Raw genomic sequence first — 21,452 nt, 5'->3', positions numbered from 1 at the left:
TTGTTTCATAGATTGGCTAGCCATTTTAAGCTCTCCCTGTTGCTAATTTCATAATTTTTTCCTGTGTTAATTCTGATTGCGATAATTCACCTTGAATTTGTCCATTCGCAACAACACAAACACGATCACACATATTGATAATTTCTGGTAATTCTGAGGAAATCATAATAATAGCCATGCCGCTTGCGCAAAGTTCATCAATAATTTGATAAATTTCGGCTTTAGCACCAATATCAATTCCTCGAGTAGGCTCGTCTAAAATGATGATTTTCGGTTTAGTTGCTAACCACTTAGCTATTACAACTTTTTGTTGATTTCCACCACTAAGCTGACCAACAATTTTGTCAGCATTTGGCGTTTTTATATTGAGCTTATTAATATAGTATTGAATGATATCTTTTTGTTTTTGCTGATTAACTAAACAACCATGCATAAATTGTTTCAATACTGTTAATGTTAAATTGAACGCAATACTATTACCTAAAATAAGACCTTGTTTTTTCCTATCTTCTGGAACTAAGGCTATTCCTATATCAATAGCATCTTGTGGCGATTTGAGCTTAACAAGCTGATTGTCAAAATAAATTTCACCACTATCATATTGGTCTGCTCCAAAAACTGCTTGCATGATTTCACTCCTACCTGCCCCCATAAGACCGGCAAAACCTAAAATCTCTCCTTTCTTTAAATGAAAATTAACGTTATTAAATACTCCTTTTTTCGAAAGATTTTTTACTTCTAATAAACGTTCTCCATTTTCTTGATAATGACGTTGATAATAATTATTTAAGTTACGCCCAACCATCAATTTAACTAATTCATCAATATTGGTTTGTTTAGTATTGACGGTATCTATATAACTACCATCTCTAATTACAGTTATTCTGTCAGTGATAGTAAATAACTCATCCATGCGATGAGAAATATAAATAATACTAACGTTATGTTCGGTTAGTTTTTTAATCATAATAAAAAGCTGTTCAACTTCTTTATCAGTTAAAGAAGATGTTGGCTCATCCATGATCAAGATTCGAACGTTAAATGAAATAGCTTTGACGATTTCGATAAGTTGTTGTTGTGCAATGGTTAACTCATGTACGGGCCGTAACACATCGATCGTTAACCCCATACTTTCCATCATTATTTTGGCTTTGGCGATCATTTGACGATGATCTTTAAAGCCTAAGCGTGTTCTCGGTTCACGACCTAAGAAAATATTTTCATATACACTAATATAAGGAACTAAGACAATTTCCTGATGAATAACATTAATTCCTCTTGCTTGAGCATCTTTAATACCATTAATTATCTCAGTCTTACCATTAATCTTAATTTCACCGGCATCTGGTTTATAGATGCCGCCAATAATTTTGATTAAGGTTGATTTACCAGCGCCATTTTCACCCAATAATCCATGAACTTCACATTGTTTAAGATTAAAGTGCATATCTTTTAACGCATGGACACCAGCAAATTTTTTTTCTATATGAGATAGTTGTAATGCAACTTGTTCCATATAAATATCACCTTATTGATTTCAATAGATATAACTTGATTAAAGTCAATGATTACTGCCAGACTTTTACTCCATATTGATCAATCATTTCTTTGGTAATTGGAAAAGTTGGCACTAATATTTCTTTAGCAACGCTTTCTCCAGCTAGAACCTGTTTACCGACTTTATAGGTTTCTTTAGCTAATTGAATTGGAGCTTGAGCTACAGTTAACGTTATATCGCCATCGCTAAATGCTTTTTTACCATCAGGTGAACCATCAACAGTATAGACCTTAACATTTTTAAGTTTATTTGATGCTTTCAAAGCAACAACAACACCTAAAGCAGAGGGATCATTTACGGCGAAAAATGCTTGTAAATCAGGATGAGCTTGAATAATATCTTCGGCAATTGGCATGGTGACTTCTAAAGCACATTTACCATTTTGTTGAGAAACTACTTCAAACTTACTTCTGTTTTCACCTAATCCGGCATAAAAACCATCAGCTCTTAGAACACTAGCACGATTAAAAGGACAATCAATAACAGCAATTTTGGCGCCATTAGGATAATCTTTAGCCATTTGTTCGCCATTAATTTTACCGGCCAAGAAATTATCTGAAGCCACAGTGCTAACCACTAAATCATCATCACTAATAGGATTATCAATCACTACCACTGGAATCTGTTTTTGTTTTGCTGCCAATAATCCTTGGCGAATACCTTCTGAATCAACAGCGATTAAGTAAATAATGTCAACTTTTTGATTAATGACATCTTCCATCATTGAAATTTGTTTAGCTTGATCATATTGAGGATCGACAAGAATGTATTGATCACCATTTTGTTTGGCAATTTCAGAAAATGTATCGGATATTGCAGTAAAAAATGAATTGTTTAAAGTTGAAGTAATAAAAGCAAATTTAATAGGCTTTTTTTCATCAGCATTTACAAGTTGAAAAAAACTTGTAAAGATAATAAATGTAATTGTTAAAAACGATGTTATGAATTTTTTCATAAACCCACCTCAGATAATCAAATGATTTGTAATAATAATTTCCTTAAAAACTAAAACCCAAAAATATTTTGTAATATATTTTGAGTAAATTCAGTCTAATTATCTGCACCAAACTTAACAATATTAATCTATTTCTTTTTATTATTTATGATATCAAAGTCACTTTTTTTGAAAACTTGTAAAATTTAATTTATCAAGTTTGATGGTTATGTCATACTAGGAATATTCAATTAATGTTCTATAGGTAATATGATGGCAAATAAATGTGAGCAGATTTATCAGGAAATATTATTGCAGATCAAAAGTGGAATTTTAGATTGTAATAGTGCCCTTCCCTCTTCATCTAATTTAAGCACAATATATAAGACTTCCCGACCAACAATAAGTAAAGTATTTTCAAGATTAAAAACGGAAGGTTACATTGAAGGTAAACAAGGTGGTAAGTTTTATGTTAGACAACCTAAAGATCAACAAGTAAGCAAATATATTTTTGGAATATTAGCTCCTCGTTTAGAACAAGATGAAAGTAGAATGATTCTTGATAGTTTATATTCTGAGATAGCAAGTTTAGCCAATAATTATCAGTTTTCTCTTTTATGGGCTGGGATGCTGACCAAAAGTCAGGATATACAATCTATTTTAAATGATGTAGAAAGAGTCATCATTAATTATACAAAAAATAATATTAACGGAATATTTTTCACTCCTTTAGAGTTTCACCCTTACGCAAATATCATTAATAAAAGAATAATGGATTATCTGACACTCTACAATATTCCTTGTATATTGTTAGAGAGAGACTATTGTGTTTTCCCTTCTCGAGGTAAAGCTGACTTAGTCAGTATTGATAATATTGCTGCAGGTTACGTTGTCACAAATCATTTCATTGAACAGAAAAATACTCGAATAGCATTTGTATCAAAAAGTGATTCAGCTAATACTGTTGCTTTAAGAACAATTGGTTATAAACAAGCATTATATGATGCAGGAATTACAAAAATTAACGATTGGATAATTCAAGTGCCACAAATTGATGAAAAAGTAATTAATCAATTGGCAAAATTGAACATTAAACATGTAGTTTGTGGTAATGACTTTACGGCAATGCAATTAATCTCATTGAATCAAAGAATAAATCCAAAACAAAAATTATTTACCATTAGCTTTGATGATGCTGATTATGCAGGACATCTATCTACCCCACTGTCTACTTATAAACAACCGTTAGCAAGTATAGCTTTGACTGCAGTAGAAACTTTAATCCAAAGGATAAATAATTCAACCTTACCAATTCGTACTATATACGTAAATGGCGAATTAGTTATCCGTGCATCAAGTGGAGCATAATAAAGAACGCAATAATCAATCGATAAAATACAGCCTACAAAATTAATATATATTTATATAATATTCAAATATATAATAATGTATATAATTACTTAACATAATTAGAAAAGGAAATCTTAATGAATAAATTTTATAACATATATAATGTATTAGTGATTGGCTTAATCAGTTTAATTTTAAGTGGATGTCAACAGGCAATCAATACAAATAATACTTCAAATGATAGAGGTATTGGAACGCAATGGGGCGATGGGGTCGAATCTCATGTTCGAGAAGTTAAATTAGCACGTATTAATAACACACCAATAGACGTTGCAGTAATTCATTATTCTAAGAAAGCATTTGTGCATGGAAAAAAAGTTCAAGAACTTATGCTTAATGGCGATGTTGGTATGTCAATAATTGATGATAACAATAATAAATGGTCGCTTTTTAAACAGGATGATGAAATCAATATGTCTGGTGAAGCGGGCAAAAATTATCAACTTTATTATGTCAATTATTCAAGAAATACTTATGAAATTGTAGCAACTGTTGATGGACTAGATGTTATCAACGGAAAAGCAGGTTCATTGAACAATAATGGTTATATTTTAAGACCGTATAGTACGCTATCAATTAAAGGATTTCGAAAAAATGAGCGTGAAGTTGCCTCATTTACATTTTCGCAAGCATCTAAAGCTTATGCAAATCATACCGATGAAGGTTCAGCGAACAATATTGGGGTGATTGGTACAGCCATTTTCCAATTGGAAAATGGTAATCAATATAAGAAATCACCGAAATCTAACGCTTTCCCTGCCGATAGTTATAATAGCAAATATGCTAAACCACCAAGATACTAAGTTTAATCGAGTAAATTAAAGTTAATAAACTATTCCACCAATAATCATTGGTGGAATAGTGAAATAAAAAAAGCTAAATTTTCAAGAATAACTCTCTACTCTTAAAAGGTTTTGAACCTACATAAGGTTTTAAAGCCATTCGAGTAAAACGTTTAGCAGCTTTAAGTGTATCAATAGTTAGAAACTCTCTTTTACCCAAAGCTAAGACTTGTTCGCCAGTGAAACTGGTAGTATTTTGTAGCAAACTACTAATAAAACCTTTTTCTGATTGATATTGATAATACATGGTTTCAACAATATCATCGCCCGTTGCACTGCAATGAAAAAAGTCAACGTGATAGCCTAAATTCTCAAGTAATGCCAATTCAAATGCACGCAACACATTTTCAGCCGGCACTTGTTGTGCCAATTGTTGTAGGCTTATCAAATAATCATCAAATAGCGTGTTAGTTTCGGTTTCAGCCAATAAGACTCTATGTAAAAGCTCATTTAAATAAAAAGCGCTGTATAGAAAAACTGATACAAGTGGTAATGTCAGAGATATTGCTTCAACCTGACGTAAATTCTTAATTTCCCCTTGACCTGAATACTGAACAATCAATGGTGTAAAAGGTTGTAAAATTCCCTTCAATACTGATTTTTTACGTCTAGCCCCTTTAGCTAGGATAGTTACTTTTCCTACATTCTCAACAAATAAGTCAACTAATAAGCTACTTTCGCTATAGGTACGAGTATGAAGAACAAATGCTCTTTGCCAGTTTTCCATCAATAATTTCCGTCAATTAAAATGCTTGTTTTTTTATTCAAAAAACGAGAATGATTAAAAATTGTGTGATTTAGGCAATTTTAATCTGAAATTTTGTTAAAAATCCGATATAATCAATAGTTAATTATAGGATAATAACAAAAGAGTAACTATGGAACTATTTTCAACAATATTACTTCTGGTCTTAATTGTATCACTTTCTGGTGTTGTTATAAAAATGTTGCCGATCCAAATTCCTTTGCCGTTAATGCAAATACTATTGGGTTGTCTCTTAGCTGCTTTGGGTGTGTATTTGAAATTCGATCCAGAACTCTTTCTCGTATTATTCATACCTCCCTTACTATTTGCTGATGGTCGAAAAACTTCGGTGAAAGATTTTGTCTACAATTTTAGAGAAATTGTCGGATTAGCGCTGGTTTTAGTCGTAATTTCTATTATTGCGTTAGGATATCTGCTTTATTGGATGCTTCCAAATGTTGAATTACCAGCAGCTTTAGCATTAGCAGCAGTTCTATCTCCTACCGATGCCGTTGCTCTTAGTGGAATTGTCGGTAAAGGAAGAATTGAAAAAGAAAAAATGGAAATCATTGAAGGTGAAGCATTAATGAATGATGCTTCTGGCCTTGTTTCATTAAAATTTGCCATCGCAATAGCAGCAGGCGCTTTGCAATTTAACCTATTACAAATCAGTATTTCATTTTTCGTTGTTGCAATTGGTGGACTTGCGGTTGGGGTTTTATTTACCTGGTTATATGCACGTATCTTACGTAAAATAAACCAATTAACTCATAATGATCCCGCTATTCAAATTGTATTACTATTCTTACTACCATTTGCGGCTTATATCATAGCGGAAGAATGTCATTGTTCTGGAATTTTAGCTGCTGTTAGTGCAGGTATGACGGTAAACCAATCAGGCATGATGCGCAATGCACCATTAACTGCTCGCCTACAATCTGATAGCACATGGTCAATGTTAACCTTCGTATTTAATGGTTTTGTATTCCTTTTATTAGGTATTCAATTACCAAGTATCTTATCAACTACCTTTACTGAAAATCAGACCGATGCTTCAATTGAATTATGGCAATTATGTTTGATTGTTATATTTGTTTTCGTAGTCTTAATGGGTACTCGATTCGCATGGTTATGGGCAATGAAACATATGCCAACAATGCCTTTCGGCACAAAACGCCCATTAGCATTCAGAGCCTATACTAATCGTGATCTTTGGATTTCCACCTTTGCTGGTGTCCGTGGGGCAATTACTTTAGCTGGTGTGTTATCAATTCCAATGACTATCGGTGGTCGTTACCAATTAGTATTTATTGCTGCAGGGATTATATTAGTATCATTAATTTCAGCTGTAATCATATTACCTATCCTATTACGTGGTAGTGTTATTTTGGACAATTCCGAGCAAGATAATGAGATTTTAACTGTTAAAGGACAAATGGCAGAAGAAGCTATCGTTAGCCTAGAAAAAATGCAAACTAGTCTTTTACAAGAAACCTCAGAAGAAGGTTTAGATCAAGAGATTATTCATGAAGTCGGATCGCGGGTAATTGGTTCATTAAGACGTAGAACAGGACTTAAAGATTTAGAACAAAAAGCACTTGAGGCTGAAAATCTAGAAAGACGTATGCGTTTGGTGGCGATTGGAGCTGAACGTACAGCATTACTTCAAATGAAAATTCGCAATGAAGTAAGTGAAGAAACATATGAACATCTGAACACAGATTTAGATATTTATGAGAAGATGATTTCTGGAGATGCATAAATGATTGGCAATAAACACCAATTACTTGGCAAAATTCATTCTCAATTTGTCGATAAAGCACCACAAGTGTTAGGTTTAACTTTACGTTGTATACCTTTCGACTTGAAAAAACGAACGATTGAACAATTGTTACAATTGCAGTTCAAAAATTCGCTTGATGATGGTGATCTCGACTTTTTAGAAAATCGTTGGCTTAAAATACAAGTAACAGATCTGCAATTAGTTTGGTTTGTGAGCTTAATTGATAACAAACTAGTTGTGAGTCGTGAAGAAATTCCTGATGTTAGTTTCATTGGTAATGCTAACGATTTGATTATGATTGCGACTAGAAGACAAGATCCTGACACACTATTTTTCCAACGTCGACTAATTGTTGAAGGTGATACAGAATTAGGTCTTTATGTAAAAAACCTAATGGATTCAATTGAAATAGAAGCTATGCCAAAGTTTTTGAGAATAACACTGGAAAAATTAGCAGATATTATTGAAAGTGCACCCAAAAACTGAATCACACTAAAAAGGGAATAATAAATTCCCTTTTTTATTAACTGATATTATTTAGATATTAATTATTTTGAGTAAATAGTAATCATTTTTTTATTGAAAAATTAGTATTGATTAAATTAATATGCATATTAACGATGGATCAATACTTCGTTAATTATTATCTACCTGCCCCATCTCTTACCGTTAAAACAATGTTAGCTTTGCATAAGTATAATGGAGAGAACCAATTATGAATAATATAACAAAAACACTATTATTTTTTATTTCCTTTATCATTGTTCCGCCAGGATTTTGTACTGATTTTTACAATAGAAATGAAGGTGATTATATTATTAAAAACTTTCGATTTAATGATGGTAATACGGTCAAAAATTTAAAAATTCATTATGTCACACTTGGAAATCCTAAGGGCAAACCAGTTTTAATTTTACATGGTACAACTGGTGATGGTAATTCTATGCTTAATGATAGTTTCGGGCATGCATTATTTGATAAAGGAAAACCGTTAGACGCTGAAAAATATTTTATTATATTACCTGATGCAATTGGTACGGGAAAATCATCAAAACCTTCTGATGAACTAAAAGGAAATTTTCCTCATTATGATTATGGTGACATGGTTAATGCTCAATACCAACTATTGAAAAATGGATTAGGCATAAATCACCTTGAACTTATTATTGGTAACTCAATGGGAGGCATGAACACCTGGTTATGGATAACTAAATATCCTGACTATATGACAGCTGCAATTCCAATGGCAGCAACCCCTGCTCCAATGTCTAGTCGAAATTGGATTATGAGAAAAATGCTTATCAATTCAATTAAAGAAGATCCTGATTGGAACAATGGTTTTTATACTAAACAACCAGAAAAATTTCAAACTGTTTATCATTATTATGACATAGCAACTAATGGTGGCGATATTGCTTGGCAAAATAAAGCCTATAATACGGCAAAAACAGAAGAAATATTATCAGACAAGTTAAAAGAACGTGTTAGCATGGATGCTAATGATTTTTTATATCAATGGGATGCGGCAAGAAACTTTGATCCAACTCAAGATTTAACTAAGATAAAAGCTTTTATTTTAGTCATTAATTCAGAAGATGATGAAAGAAATCCTCCAAATACAGGAGTGATGCAGAAAGCGTTAAAAGATATTGTAGCAGCAAAATATTATCTCATTCCTGCCAGTAACAAAACAAGTGGCCATAGTACAACGATGAATGCAAACTTTTGGATTGAGGAATTAAAAATATTTTTAAAAGAAATTGAAACCTATTACTAAATTAAAACAACGATTAAAGGTGAATATATCCCTATATTCACTTTTAATATTCTGATTAGTAATGCAAAGATAATATAACTTTTCAAAAACAAACATAATAAAGTAACAATATAAATTTCATCATGTTTTAACTACATCAAATAAGTCTTATTGAAAGATCAAACAATACCTTTTGCTATAAATAATTTAAAATAAAATATAAAGTGATTTTATTCAAGTTATAGTTATCAGACATAATGTCGAATAAAAGCATATAGCGATTTATTAGCTAATAATGACCTTAAAACATCAATAGTAATCAAGACATTTTATCTTTTTTTTCTATATTTCTTAAGTTTGTACACTTCGACTTTAGGAGCCATCGCTTTTTTAATTGCTCTAGCTTCCTCTAATTTTATTCGCTCAAGTTCATTACGCTTTTCTTTCTCTTCTGCTAATAATTTATCTTTAGCTTCTTTACACTCTTGAATTACCGATATTGCTGATAGAAAAAATATACCAAGAAAGAAAATGATAAAAATACTTAAAAAAATATTATCTAACGGTGTTTCGTTGCCCGTTCCTCTACTAGAATGGAAAGTATGAAAAGAATAGGTACGAACCCGAGGAACATATGTTCTATAATGAGCAGCACCATAAGCATCTTGTATAACTGTAATAAAAAAGACCAACACTAAGATAATTTTTGTTTTCATTATTTACACTGTTCACTAATAAACTTGTTGTCATTACCCTGAATTTTTTCTATTTGTCGATTTCTATCACATTCCCATTGTTTAGGTGGATACATCTCATTCCACGCTAGCATCAACTTATTATCAGAATCAGATAAATTTATATTGTATTTATTCTGCATGTAGAAATATGTTCGTGCTATTACGCCTCGAATTTGTTGTCTAGGTTGAAAAACTCGTGCTTTAAAATCAACTGCAGATTGACATTGGCCATATTGACTAAATTCTTTGGTAAATTGTGAATATCTATAATTAGATCGGTCACCATTCACCTCACCAATAGCTGGTTGTAAATTATGCAGATCACCTTCCATTGCATTAAATATAGCATCCTGCTTGCACCCTTTACGCCCCCCTTCTTGCCAACATTGCAAATGACGACCAAAATTTTCAGCAGGCATAACATGCTCCCATTCGATGCGAGATGCTCTTTGTTCATTTTTTCTTGGTTTATAACCACATTGACTAAAATCTATAGAACCTTTTTTACCTTCAAATGAAAAGTTACATCCGCAATAAAATGTTGTTTGCTCTGGGTTTTCTTTATAGATTTTAACTAAATGAGTTTTGGCTGTGTTAAAATTTTGCTTATTAATTGCAACTATTGAAGATTCAACTTCAGCAGAAGCAGATTTTGGTTGCGATTTACCAGAAACAGGATAAGAATCAATCCTACATGTTTTGTTGGCTGATATACATGAGTTACCACAAGGTATGCCCTTTTTACAGTTTTTAGCATAACAATTTGCGGTCAAAACGAAACAAATAGCTAAAGCTAGACTAATTTTTTTTGCGAAATCCATTTCAAAATACCAATGCTTAAATAATAAATTATTTACATTCCATGTAAGCTAGCTCAAAAGCATAATCATCAACAAGATGGCTGATAACATCACATTATTTTTTAGATAACGACTTAAGAAGAATTACAGTGAAATAGTTATTTTAATTCTGCTACTACTGCTACTAATAGTAAGCTTGATAGCTTACAATATAGTCAAAGGTTATTTTTATAAATTTAATTATAACAACAATTTAACTAAAAAATCAAGGTGGTTTAATTGGTGTTAATTAGAGTTGAAATAAATCTACATAGAAGCGAAAATCGTACTATAAAAAATAAAAAATAAAAGATAAAAAATTTAAATTAAATATCGATAATATAGCAGTGATCAAGCAAACTGCTATTGATATTAATATATAAGGAGCCGACCTGATCGGTAGAAGCGACTAATTTCTTTAAAGACAATAAAAAGCCTTATAAAAGGCCCTCCTGATAATTCAATATCGAACGTTGTTCTTGTAGCGTAATTTCATTTAGATATTTCCTTGGATTTCCACACATCCAACAAGAACAAGCTTTAGGTGTTGTTATATGTTTTTTAAGTGCTTTTCTGGAATTACTACCAATAAAGTTATTCTTTCGACTATCTAAACAACGTTTAATCTGCTGTCGTCTATAGCTTTTAGTTTTCATACAATTTTTATATAAAATAATGATAAATCTATTTTTTGATATGTGTTATTTTTATATTAAATCCATCTTCAGCTAAATCAACAAGATTAACATCATTCCCTTTATAGTGCTCAATCATAAACGGTCTTAAACGTATAAATATATCATAAAAACTTCTATCAACATGTGCTTCTATAGCTGAATCAAAATAAGTATGTATTAATTCCTTATCATCATCTTCTTCGAAATAAAAACCAAAGTAGTGAGCTATACCTTTATTTCGCTTATCAATATCTGAAGTTTGTTCATTTTTTTCAATAAGATCAGGAACAAACTCGATACTGACAACATCATCTGATACTTTAATCTCGGTAAAAATAAAATGAAATAATTTTATATTTCCATCAATCACTACATCATCTCGAAGATAAACTAATAACATAATTATTCATCCAAATTAACTGTTCTTACGATTCTAAACTCTTTGTTCAATACAAATACAAATAAAATAAATTTAGATGATTAGTTAATAACAACAAATATTATATAAAATAAGATAAAAAGCACATTAGCTATTTATTAACCTATCAATCTTTCGATTAGTAATCATTAAAACATTATATTTGTGACAGGGTAACAAATTAATTGTTCTAATAAATTTATCACAAAACCTTTGTTTTGAATATTATTATAAATAAAGTTAATTAAAATAAATTTTTATAGTTCACAGTAAAGTCAGTTTAAAGATTAACTATTGGAATTTATCTATTCTTACATCATTGTAATGTTCATAAATAAGATTAGCTAAATAATGATATAATCAATTGAAATTAAAATGAAAACTTAAGAGCAAAATAACGGAATGAAAAACGATCAAATACAGCCTACTTTTTACTTCCATGATTACGAAACTTTTGGTATCAACCCCGCTTTAGATCGTCCAGCACAATTTGCCGGTATTCGAACAGATAGTGATTTTAATATTATTGAAAAACCATTAGTTATTTATAGCCAAATTGCGCAAGATTATTTACCCAATCCTGAAGCTGTACTTATTACCGGTATCACACCACAAAAAGCAAATCAAAATGGGTTATGTGAAGCTGAATTCAGCAAACTAATTCATCAAGAATTCAGTCGACCGAATACTTGCATCTTAGGTTATAACAACATTCGTTTTGATGATGAAGTGACTCGCAATATTTTATATCGTAATTTTTATGATCCTTACTCTTATAGTTGGCGTAATGGTAATTCACGGTGGGATCTGCTTGATGTCGTTAGAGCATGTTATGCATTAAGACCCGAAGGTATTAACTGGCCAACTAATGATGCTGGTTTACCGAGTTTTCGTTTAGAAGATTTAACTAAAGCAAATAATATAGCCCACGAGCATGCCCATGATGCAATGTCAGATGTTTATGCAACTATAGCTATGGCAAAACTTATCAAACAAGCCCAACCAAAGTTATTCAATTATTTCTATACATTACGTAACAAAAACAGAGTTGCCGAGCTTATTGACGTTGTAAATATGACACCTATTGTTCATGTATCTGGAATGTTAGGTAGTCATAGAGGCAATATGTCATTAGTCTGCCCTATTGCATGGCATCCAACGCAAAATAATGCAGTTATAGTCTGTGATCTAACTGGAGATATTGATTCAATTATTGATTTACCAGTCGAGACTATTCAGGAAAAACTTTACACCAAAACAGCCGATCTTGAGTTAGACGAACAGCGTATTCCATTAAAACTGATTCATATAAATAAATGTCCAATTATTGCGCCATTAAGCACATTATTAGCTGATAACGCAAAGCGTTTTAATTTAGATAAACAACAATGTTTAATTAATCAACAAAAACTACTACAAAACCAAAATAAATTACAGGATAAAATGCGTGAGCTATTTAGTATCAATAATGATTATCCAGTTAACAGTGATGTTGATGCACAAATTTATAGTGGATTTTTAAATGGTCAAGATCTATTACGTTGTGAAACTATAAGAACCACGCCAGTTCATTTATTAGAAACTTTATCAATCACTTTCGATGATCCACGATTAACCACATTATTCTTTCGCTACAAAGCGAGAAATTATCCGCAAGCATTAACCGAACAAGAACAACGCATTTGGCAAGATCACTGTCGAGATAAACTCAATACCATTGAGATACAAAATTATTTACAATCACTTGAACAACTAGCCGAAATTTATATACAGAAACCGGAAAAGCTCACTTTATTAAAGCAACTTTACCAATATTGTCATTATTTAGTTGGATAATTGAATTACAGGGGCGTATTATATGTTTCTGATTTTAGTTCTCCGCCCTTTCTAAACGACGGACATACCGTCAATATTTAATTTTAAGACAATTAGTATATAAACTATGAAACATTTTTTAGCCAAACATGCAACAATTAAGCATCGACTTTATTCTTTATATTACACACTATTTAGTTATGGTCGGGGCTTAATTATTTTAACCCTCTGTTTATGGGCTGGTAATATTGTTTCGGCAATCTTACCAATCATGATCCCTGGTAGTATTATTGGTCTATTAATCTTGTTTTTTTTATTAGCATTTCAACTTATACCAACGCGTTGGATCAAAAACAGTTGCAATCTTTTTATGCGCTATATGACTGTGCTATTTATTCCTGCTGCAATGGGGATCATGGATAATTATTCACTACTTTTAGCTAATTGGGTACCGATTATTTTTGCCAGTGTTGGCGGTTCAATTATTGTCTTATTTTTAACCGGATATCTTACAGAGCATTTGCATAAACCCGCGGTAAAATCGTCTGATAATAAGGGGAAACAATCATGATATGGATGTTACCATTAACTGTTTTAGTTTTTCTTGTGATTCGTAAAATTTCCTTTAAAATCAAAAATCCACTATTTAATCCATTAGTGATTTCGGTTATTGTTTTAATTCCTATTTTATTAATTACACAGACTAGTTATATTGAATATGTAAAAAACGTCAAAATTATTAATGACTTACTCCCTTATTCAGTTGTTGCTTTGGCTTACCCTTTGTATGAATTAATCCCACAAATAAAAGCCCGTTGGAAATCCATCATGATAATCACCTTTACCGCTTCAATTGCTTCTATGGTGACAGGTGTTTGTATTGCATTTTGGTTAGGAGGTAGTAATGAAATTGCAGCCTCGGTACTGCCTAAATCAGTCACCACTGCCATAGCGGTAACTATCGCAGAAAATCAAGGTGGTGTTCCATCTATTGCCGCATTATGTGTAATACTTGTTGGAACTTTAGGAGGAATTTTTGCTCATCAATTGCTAAATTGGGCTAAAATCAAAACAGCCTCTGCCAGAGGTTTATCAATCGGTGCTGTATCACACGCTGTTGGTACAGCTCGCTGTATTGAAGTAGATTATAATGAAGGAGCTTATAGCTCTTTATCACTGGTACTATGTGGTATTATGACTTCATTGACAGCACCATTTTTATTTCCAATAATGGTATTTATTTTAAATTGGTTTTAGCATGATATTAAAAAAGTTAATAACTTATTTAATTACCTTCCTATTGTTTTTAATAACGGTAATACTTAGTCTCGACTATTGGATAAGCTATAAAACGGCCCCCTACATTTATCATGATGAAAATAAACTTCCCTATCGAACAATTGGTGTAGTATTAGGTACATCTAAATATGTAAAAGGTGGTGGTATAAACGGCTTTTATCGCAATCGCATCGATGGCGCTATTGATCTATATTGGCAAGGAAAAGTCGATTATTTATTAGTCAGTGGTGATAATGCGCATTTAAATTATAATGAACCAATCACAATGCAAAAAGATTTGATTAAAGCTGGTATTCCTAGAGAATCAATTGTATTAGATTATGCTGGTTTTAGAACCTTCGATTCAGTTGTTCGGGCTAATAAAGTTTTTAATGCTGATGATTTTACTATAATTACGCAAGAGTTCCATTGTGAACGAGCCATTTTTATTGCTCTTGCGCAAGATATTCAAGCACAGTGTTTTGCCGTTCCTGCCCCAAAGAGCATGAAGTTAGTTCGTATCCGCGAGATGTTCGCTCGTGTTAGTGCTTTTATTGATTTGTATATAATGAATAAAAAACCTAAATATCTTGGACCTATTATCCCTATCATAAGTAATAATGATTAAGTTTGATTAAAACCTATAAAATTTTGAGGAAAGGGGTTTTTTAAATTATTAATTCATAGGAATTGGTTAAATTATTACTGAATGTCGCATTTTCCAAACATAAAATATCAGCCTAGTAGATATTTTTAATTATAACGCTTTGATTGAATATGAAACTAAGCAGTAAAAATTTAAAACTAATATTTTTTGGCTAACAATCTATCATAAAATTGATTGTCTAATAATTTAGATTGCATTTTTATGCAAAAAAAAGTAATATTTAGTCAATTAAAATTTAAATAATTTATCTAATACTAATGAATATTGAATTAAGCCATATTAACTGTTTTTATGGTACTCATCAGGCATTGAATGACGTCTCGTTATGTTACCCTTTGGGTGAAACAATTGTTTTACTTGGTCAAAGTGGTGCAGGCAAAAGTTCTTTGTTGAAAGTATTTAATTTACTTGAAATTCCCACATCAGGTGAAATGACGATTGCCGATTCACATTTCGATTTTTCGCAAAAGATAAGTGAATCCACTATTCGAACATTACGCAAAAATGTTGGCATGGTTTTTCAAAATTACAACCTATGGCCACATTTAACTGTTTTGGAAAATCTGATTGAAGCACCATGCCAAGTATTAAAATTATCGAAAAAAGAAGCTAGTGATAAAGCAATGTCAATTTTAGCTCGTTTACAAATTGATGAAATGGCGCATCGCTACCCTCTCCATCTTTCTGGTGGTCAACAGCAACGTGTTGCTATTGCCAGAGCATTAATGATGGAACCGAAAATTTTGTTATTTGATGAACCAACAGCGGCATTAGATCCAGCAATTACATCACAAATTGCTGAGATTATTAATGAACTGTCACAAACCGGAATTACACAAATTATTGTTACTCATGAAGTCGATTTTGCGCGTAAAGTTGCTTCACAAGTGATTTACATGGAACAAGGTAAGATTATTGAGCAGGGACAACTTGAGTGTTTTGCTCATCCAAAAACCGAAGAGTTTAAAGCTTATCTATCACACTAACATTAATTAAAACCAGATTGGGTGGAAATATGAAAAAAACATTACTAGCGATTTTATTTGCTGGATCTGCTTTTGCAGCTCAAGCAGCAGAAACATTAACTATTGGTACCGAAGCAACTTATGCGCCATTCGAATTTACTAACGATAAAAATGAAATTGTTGGTTTCGATATCGATGTTATGAATAAACTTTGTGAAGAAATGAAAGTATCTTGCAAAATTGTTAACCAATCATTCGATGGTTTAATTCCTAGCCTTAAAACTCGACGAATTGATGCAGCAATTGCAGGTATTGATGTTACTCCAGAGCGTCAAAAACAAGTTGCATTTACTAAAATCTACTACGACGACAGCTCAATCCAATTCATTACTTTAAAAGACTCTTTAACCAGTCTTGATCAATTGAAAGGTAAAAAAGTTGGCATCCAGAAAGGTACAACTTATTCAAAATACTTAAATGAAAAGTACCCTGATGTTAAAGCAGTCAGTTATGACAGCTATCAATTTGCTTTTCTAGATTTAAAAGCAAAACGTATTGATGCCATTGTCTCAAGCTCATTTGTTGCTGGAGAATGGTTAGGTAAAGATGCTGACATTGTTGCTTTAGGTGACAAAATTACCGATCATGAATTTTTTGGTGAAGGCTTAGGTATCGCTTTACGTCAAGGAAATGATCAATTACTTGAACAATTCAACCAAGCAATTGATAAATTAAAAGCAAATGGTGAATTAGATATTATCTATAAAAAATGGTTTAGTAAATAATATTATTTACTAAAATCTGTATTTTGAGATCTCGCCGCATACTCTGCGGCGAGTTTATTTTTTAAATTAATTACGGTTTTTTTATGTCAGACTTTTTTGCACACGGTATCGACTGGTTACTCTCTTCTATGGATGGGTATATTTTGCCGCTAACTAAAGCAACCACAATAACGTTATCACTAGCTTTTGTATCGTTAATTGTCGGCATGTTTTTTGCGTTCATTTTTACTATTTTAGAATCAGTTCCTTTCAAACCTGTTGCATGGTTAATGTCACTATTTAATTTAACTATTCGGGCTTTACCTGAATTATTAATTGTGGTGGCAATCTATACAGGTTTACCGCTGTTATTGATGGCATTAGATGATGGTTTTACCATTCCACTTGGTTTTACATCATTTACCGTAAAAATGAATATTGAAAATACTCAGCCAGATCCATTTTTATGCGGTGTTTTTGCTTTATCCTTACTTTATGCTGTTTATGCATCTCAAACTTTACGTGGAGCATTTAAAGCGATTCCAAGTGGACAAAAACAAGCAGCTCAAGTATTAGGCCTTAGTAAATCTCGTACTTTTTTCCGTATAATAATGCCGCAAATGTGGCGCCATGCATTACCTGGTTTGAGTAATCAATGGTTAATTTTATTAAAAGATACCGCCCTTGTATCTGCGATAGCGATTGATGATTTAATGATGCAAACCAAAACAATTGTTGCAAGAACCAACCAACCTTTCTTATGGTATTTTATTGCTATGCTTGTTTATTTAGTGATATCAGTTTTAAGTCAACGAGTTATTTCTCGTATTGAAAAACGTTCTACCAAATTTGAACAACCGTCATCAGCTAATAGTCAGTAAGGTCATTTTATGTCTGATAATTTTATTTACTATCTAAAAATCATTCTTCAAGGTCTACCTGATACTTTAAGCTTAAGTATTGCAGGCATATTATCAGCTGGTTTTTTAGCTATCTTTTTTTCTTGTCTTTTATCTTTAAATTCGAAGTTTTTAACTAAAACGATACGTGGTTATATTGTTATTTTTACTGGTTCACCTTTATTGGTACAACTTTTTTTAATCTATTATGGACCTTCACAATTTGGCGAAATTTTAAGTAAAGTACCCGCTTTTTATGAATTTATTTCATCGCCATGGTTTTGCGCTTATTTAGCTTTAACGCTTAATAGTGCAGCTTACACTACTCAAATTTTCTATGGTGCTTTAAAAGCTGTTCCACAAGGACAATGGCAAGCATGTAGTGCATTAGGCATGAATAAAAGACAAACACTTAAAATTGTAATGCCATATGCATTAAAACGAGCACTGTCTACTTACTCTAATGAAGTTGTCTTCGTAGTTAAAGGAACTGCACTAGCATCAATGATTCCTGTTATGGATCTTATGGGATATAGTAATACACTAAATGGTGAATACTATGACTTCTCAATTTTTGTTGTTGCAGGGCTTATCTACCTCTTGATAAATGGTATTTTAAGCACCATTATGAGGATAATAGAGAAAAAAGCCCTCACCTTTGAAAATTAATATGAGCCAATTTGATTCTGTATCTTTCTTAAAAACTGTCCCACATAAACCAGGTATCTATCAAATGTTTAATGATAAAGATACCGTCATTTATGTGGGAAAAGCGAAAGACCTCAATAATCGTTTAAAAAGTTACTTTAATAGTAGTAAAAAAACCATCAAAACCGATCGATTGGTGAGTCATATTCATCGCGTAGAATTTACCATCACCAATACCGAAACAGAAGCACTTTTACTTGAACAGACTTATATCAAAAAATATCAACCACGATATAATGTTTTACTTAAAGATGACAAAAGCTATCCGTTTATTAAATTAAGTAAAGAACGCCATCCACAATTATCTTTATACCGCGGAGCAGTTAATCGTAAAAAAGATGAGTTTTTTGGCCCTTACCCTAGTGGCTATGCAGTTAAACAAATTCTTGCATTATTACAAAAAACCTTTCCGATAAGGCAATGTCTTAATAGTACTTATCGTAATCGAACACGTCCTTGTTTGCAGTACCAAATTAAACGTTGTTTAGGCCCTTGTGTACCGGGTTTAGTCAGCGATGAAGATTACAATGAACAAGTGAATTATGTTAGATTATTTTTATCTGGACAGTCAGATGAAATCTTAAAAAAAATCACTGCTGATATGTTGAAAGCTAGTAGTGAGCTTAATTTTGAAAAAGCAGCAGCGCTACGTGATCAGTTACAAGCAATCAAACACATTAATGAAAAACAAGCTATCTACAATAATAATGATAATTTAGATGTAATTGGTTTTCATTATGAACTCGGCCTAGCTTGTATTTATGTACTTTTTATCCGTAATGGACAAACATTTGGCCATCGTTCTTATTTTCCTAAAGTTCCCTCTAACACTGAACTTGAAGAAGTTATTGAGACATTTTTAGGACAATTTTATCTACAAGGTAATCAAAACAGGAATATTCCAAAGAAAATTCTTCTGAATTTTTCGTTGTCAGATAAACAAGCGATGGAAGAAACTTTATCCATCGTCGCCGAACATCAAGTTAAATTAGTTGATGAACCAAAAGGTGATAATCTTAAATTATTAAATATTGCAACAGTTAACGCTCAAACGGAAGTTAAAAATAAACTATTAGAAAACTCAACCATTAAACAAAGATATGATGCTTTAAAAGCCTTTTTGGGTATTAAGAAAATCAATAGAATGGAATGTTTTGATATCAGCCATTTTATGGGCAAAAACACTATCGCTTCTTGTGTTGTGTTTGATGATAAAGGACCGGTTAAATCTGAATTCCGTCGCTATAATATTAGCGGTATCACCCCAGGTGATGACTATGCAGCAATGGAACAGGTATTAACTCGCCGTTATAGTAAAAAAGATCTCCCTGAAGATAAAATCCCTGATATTATCTTTATTGATGGTGGTAAAGGACAACTTAATCAAGCTTTACAAGTATTTGAGAAGTTACAGGTAAACTGGGATAAACATCATCCTATTTTAATCGGGGTGGCTAAAGGTGCTGAGCGTAAAGAAGGTTTAGAAACACTCTTCTTTGAAGCCCATGGTAAAGGTTATTATTTAGATGATCATTCCCCTGCTCTATTATTAATTCAACAAATCCGTAACGCATCACATGACCATGCGATTGTAGGTCAGCGTAAAAAAGGTGTTAAACAATTAACTGATAGTGCATTAGAACATATAGAAGGCGTTGGCGGAAAAAGACGCCAAGCATTATTAAAACATTTTGGCGGACTTAGAGAGCTAAAAAATGCTAGTATAGATGAAATAGCCCAAGTACAAGGCATATCCAAATCGCTAGCTGAAAAAATTTATCTAAATTTACAGCAATAACACATTGAAAAATTAACATTTTTCAGGCAACATAATCAGTAAGAAAACACTGTTTTTTTAATTATCACTAACCAATTGATTAATAAGACAAAATGAGCTAATGTCACATGAAAATCAACTTACCTACATTTTTAACATTATTTCGAGTAATACTTATTCCTTTTTTTGTGTTGGCATTTTATCTATTTCCTCATGAATGGTCTGGCTTTTTTTCATCATTAATATTCTTAATAGCTGCAGTAACAGATGTTTTTGATGGTTACCTCGCTCGTCGATTAGGCCAAACTACTAAATTTGGTGCCTTTTTAGATCCTGTTGCCGATAAAATTATGGTCACTATCGCTTTAGTTTTAATAACCCAATATTATCAAACATGGTGGATTTCTATTCCAGCAATCATCATCGTCTCTCGAGAGATCATCATTTCAGCATTAAGAGAATGGATGGCTGAAATTGGTAAACGAAATAATGTTGCCGTCTCATCAATTGGTAAAATAAAAACTATTGCTCAAATGACTGCATTAACATGGTTACTTTGGAGACCTTGCGATCTAGTTATTTATGCCGGACTTGCAGCCTTGTTTATTGCTACAGTATTAACCCTATTATCGATGATTCAATATTTATGGGTTGCTCAAGTCGATTTATTAGATAACGATTAACATAATAAATTTGATGTGTAATGTCTAAATATTCAAATTGAAAAAATAGCATTGCACTTTAGTTAAAAACGAAAAAATTGAGCAATTTAACCTCGAATCAGTCAAACATTGAGCAATCAAACGATTAATTTAAAATTTTTATTGACTGAAATGATAAGATAGGTAAAATGCACAGCATCCAAAGCGCAGTTACCCTT

General features: G+C 32.0%; 21 protein-coding genes. 15 read left to right on the top strand and 6 right to left on the bottom strand.

All coding sequences use genetic code 11. From position 1 onward, the window contains the following. Positions 1–25: 25 nt before the first annotated feature. Together RAM17_RS07170 and RAM17_RS07165 are read right to left on the bottom strand one after the other, a co-directional pair. Positions 26–1,516, bottom strand: a complete 1,491-nt coding sequence (locus RAM17_RS07170) for a sugar ABC transporter ATP-binding protein (RefSeq protein WP_110447866.1) — start codon at positions 1,514–1,516, stop codon at positions 26–28. A 52-nt stretch (positions 1,517–1,568) separates the two neighbouring features. After that, entirely contained in the window at positions 1,569–2,513 is a 945-nt protein-coding gene (locus tag RAM17_RS07165; RefSeq protein WP_110447867.1) for a sugar ABC transporter substrate-binding protein, read from the bottom strand. A gap of 252 nt (positions 2,514–2,765) precedes the next feature. Between RAM17_RS07165 and RAM17_RS07160 the strand changes: the two genes are divergently transcribed. Beyond that, positions 2,766–3,860 carry a GntR family transcriptional regulator gene (locus RAM17_RS07160; RefSeq protein WP_181414663.1) on the top strand — a complete coding sequence of 365 codons (1,095 nt, stop codon included), beginning with the start codon at positions 2,766–2,768 and terminating at the stop codon, positions 3,858–3,860. Positions 3,861–3,979: 119 nt separating this feature from the next. Beyond that, positions 3,980–4,705, top strand: coding sequence for a hypothetical protein (locus tag RAM17_RS07155; RefSeq protein ID WP_110447869.1), 726 nt, complete (start codon positions 3,980–3,982; stop codon positions 4,703–4,705). Positions 4,706–4,778: 73 nt separating this feature from the next. On the opposite strand, the gene recO is transcribed toward RAM17_RS07155, so the two are convergent. Beyond that, entirely contained in the window at positions 4,779–5,471 is a 693-nt protein-coding gene (recO, locus tag RAM17_RS07150; protein WP_110447870.1) for a DNA repair protein RecO, read from the bottom strand. A gap of 151 nt (positions 5,472–5,622) precedes the next feature. Here recO and RAM17_RS07145 point away from each other — a divergent pair, with 151 nt between their 5' ends. From RAM17_RS07145 to RAM17_RS07135, 3 genes are all read left to right on the top strand, one after another. Further along, the gene (locus RAM17_RS07145) at positions 5,623–7,251 is read left to right on the top strand and encodes a Na+/H+ antiporter (protein ID WP_110447871.1); all 1,629 of its coding nucleotides are present in this window, start codon (positions 5,623–5,625) and stop codon (positions 7,249–7,251) included. Further along, a complete protein-coding gene (ubiT, locus tag RAM17_RS07140; RefSeq protein ID WP_110447872.1) occupies positions 7,252–7,758 on the top strand; it encodes a ubiquinone anaerobic biosynthesis accessory factor UbiT in 507 nt (168 codons plus the stop codon). 229 nt (positions 7,759–7,987) lie between these two features. Beyond that, positions 7,988–9,049 carry an alpha/beta fold hydrolase gene (locus tag RAM17_RS07135; RefSeq protein WP_110447873.1) on the top strand — a complete coding sequence of 354 codons (1,062 nt, stop codon included), beginning with the start codon at positions 7,988–7,990 and terminating at the stop codon, positions 9,047–9,049. 308 nt (positions 9,050–9,357) lie between these two features. Here RAM17_RS07135 and RAM17_RS07130 read toward each other — a convergent pair whose 3' ends face one another. The 3 genes from RAM17_RS07130 to RAM17_RS07120 form a co-directional block, all read right to left on the bottom strand. Continuing rightward, on the bottom strand, positions 9,358–9,744 hold the full coding sequence (locus tag RAM17_RS07130; protein WP_110447874.1) for a hypothetical protein: 387 nt from the start codon (positions 9,742–9,744) through the stop codon (positions 9,358–9,360). Next, positions 9,744–10,586, bottom strand: coding sequence for an endonuclease (locus RAM17_RS07125; RefSeq protein ID WP_110447875.1), 843 nt, complete (start codon positions 10,584–10,586; stop codon positions 9,744–9,746). Before RAM17_RS07125 ends, RAM17_RS07130 begins: the two co-directional genes overlap by 1 nt. 702 nt (positions 10,587–11,288) lie before the next feature. Then, entirely contained in the window at positions 11,289–11,681 is a 393-nt protein-coding gene (locus tag RAM17_RS07120; RefSeq protein ID WP_110447876.1) for a hypothetical protein, read from the bottom strand. A 420-nt stretch (positions 11,682–12,101) separates the two neighbouring features. On the opposite strand from RAM17_RS07120, the gene sbcB reads away from it, so the two are divergent. The 10 genes from sbcB to pgsA all read left to right on the top strand — a co-directional run bounded on the left by sbcB (position 12,102) and on the right by pgsA (position 21,255). Next, entirely contained in the window at positions 12,102–13,535 is a 1,434-nt protein-coding gene (gene sbcB / locus RAM17_RS07115; RefSeq protein WP_110447877.1) for an exodeoxyribonuclease I, read from the top strand. Positions 13,536–13,641: 106 nt separating this feature from the next. Continuing rightward, positions 13,642–14,085, top strand: a complete 444-nt coding sequence (locus RAM17_RS07110; RefSeq protein ID WP_110447878.1) for a CidA/LrgA family protein — start codon at positions 13,642–13,644, stop codon at positions 14,083–14,085. Continuing rightward, a complete protein-coding gene (locus RAM17_RS07105) occupies positions 14,082–14,771 on the top strand; it encodes a CidB/LrgB family autolysis modulator (protein ID WP_110447879.1) in 690 nt (229 codons plus the stop codon). Before RAM17_RS07110 ends, RAM17_RS07105 begins: the two co-directional genes overlap by 4 nt. Position 14,772: 1 nt before the next feature. Beyond that, the gene (locus RAM17_RS07100) at positions 14,773–15,420 is read left to right on the top strand and encodes a SanA/YdcF family protein (RefSeq protein WP_110447880.1); all 648 of its coding nucleotides are present in this window, start codon (positions 14,773–14,775) and stop codon (positions 15,418–15,420) included. Positions 15,421–15,716: 296 nt separating this feature from the next. Next, positions 15,717–16,445 (top strand): arginine ABC transporter ATP-binding protein ArtP, encoded by a 729-nt coding sequence (artP, locus tag RAM17_RS07095; RefSeq protein WP_086360008.1) that lies wholly within the window; start codon positions 15,717–15,719, stop codon positions 16,443–16,445. A gap of 29 nt (positions 16,446–16,474) precedes the next feature. Continuing rightward, entirely contained in the window at positions 16,475–17,209 is a 735-nt protein-coding gene (locus RAM17_RS07090; RefSeq protein ID WP_086360009.1) for a transporter substrate-binding domain-containing protein, read from the top strand. A gap of 83 nt (positions 17,210–17,292) precedes the next feature. Next, positions 17,293–18,069, top strand: coding sequence for an arginine ABC transporter permease ArtQ (artQ, locus tag RAM17_RS07085; protein ID WP_216819478.1), 777 nt, complete (start codon positions 17,293–17,295; stop codon positions 18,067–18,069). A 9-nt stretch (positions 18,070–18,078) separates the two neighbouring features. Continuing rightward, positions 18,079–18,756 carry an arginine ABC transporter permease ArtM gene (gene artM, locus RAM17_RS07080; protein WP_110447881.1) on the top strand — a complete coding sequence of 226 codons (678 nt, stop codon included), beginning with the start codon at positions 18,079–18,081 and terminating at the stop codon, positions 18,754–18,756. A 1-nt stretch (position 18,757) separates the two neighbouring features. After that, positions 18,758–20,593 (top strand): excinuclease ABC subunit UvrC, encoded by a 1,836-nt coding sequence (gene uvrC, locus RAM17_RS07075; protein WP_110447882.1) that lies wholly within the window; start codon positions 18,758–18,760, stop codon positions 20,591–20,593. Between the two features lie 107 nt (positions 20,594–20,700). Further along, the gene (gene pgsA / locus RAM17_RS07070; RefSeq protein WP_110447883.1) at positions 20,701–21,255 is read left to right on the top strand and encodes a CDP-diacylglycerol--glycerol-3-phosphate 3-phosphatidyltransferase; all 555 of its coding nucleotides are present in this window, start codon (positions 20,701–20,703) and stop codon (positions 21,253–21,255) included. Positions 21,256–21,452: the final 197 nt, after the last annotated feature.

The sequence above is a fragment of the Gilliamella apis genome (genome assembly GCF_030758615.1).
In the GTDB taxonomy this organism is placed as follows: domain Bacteria; phylum Pseudomonadota; class Gammaproteobacteria; order Enterobacterales; family Orbaceae; genus Gilliamella; species Gilliamella apis_A.
The sequence above is the reverse complement of the archived record's forward strand: the minus strand, read 5'-3'. Positions and strand labels throughout refer to the sequence as shown.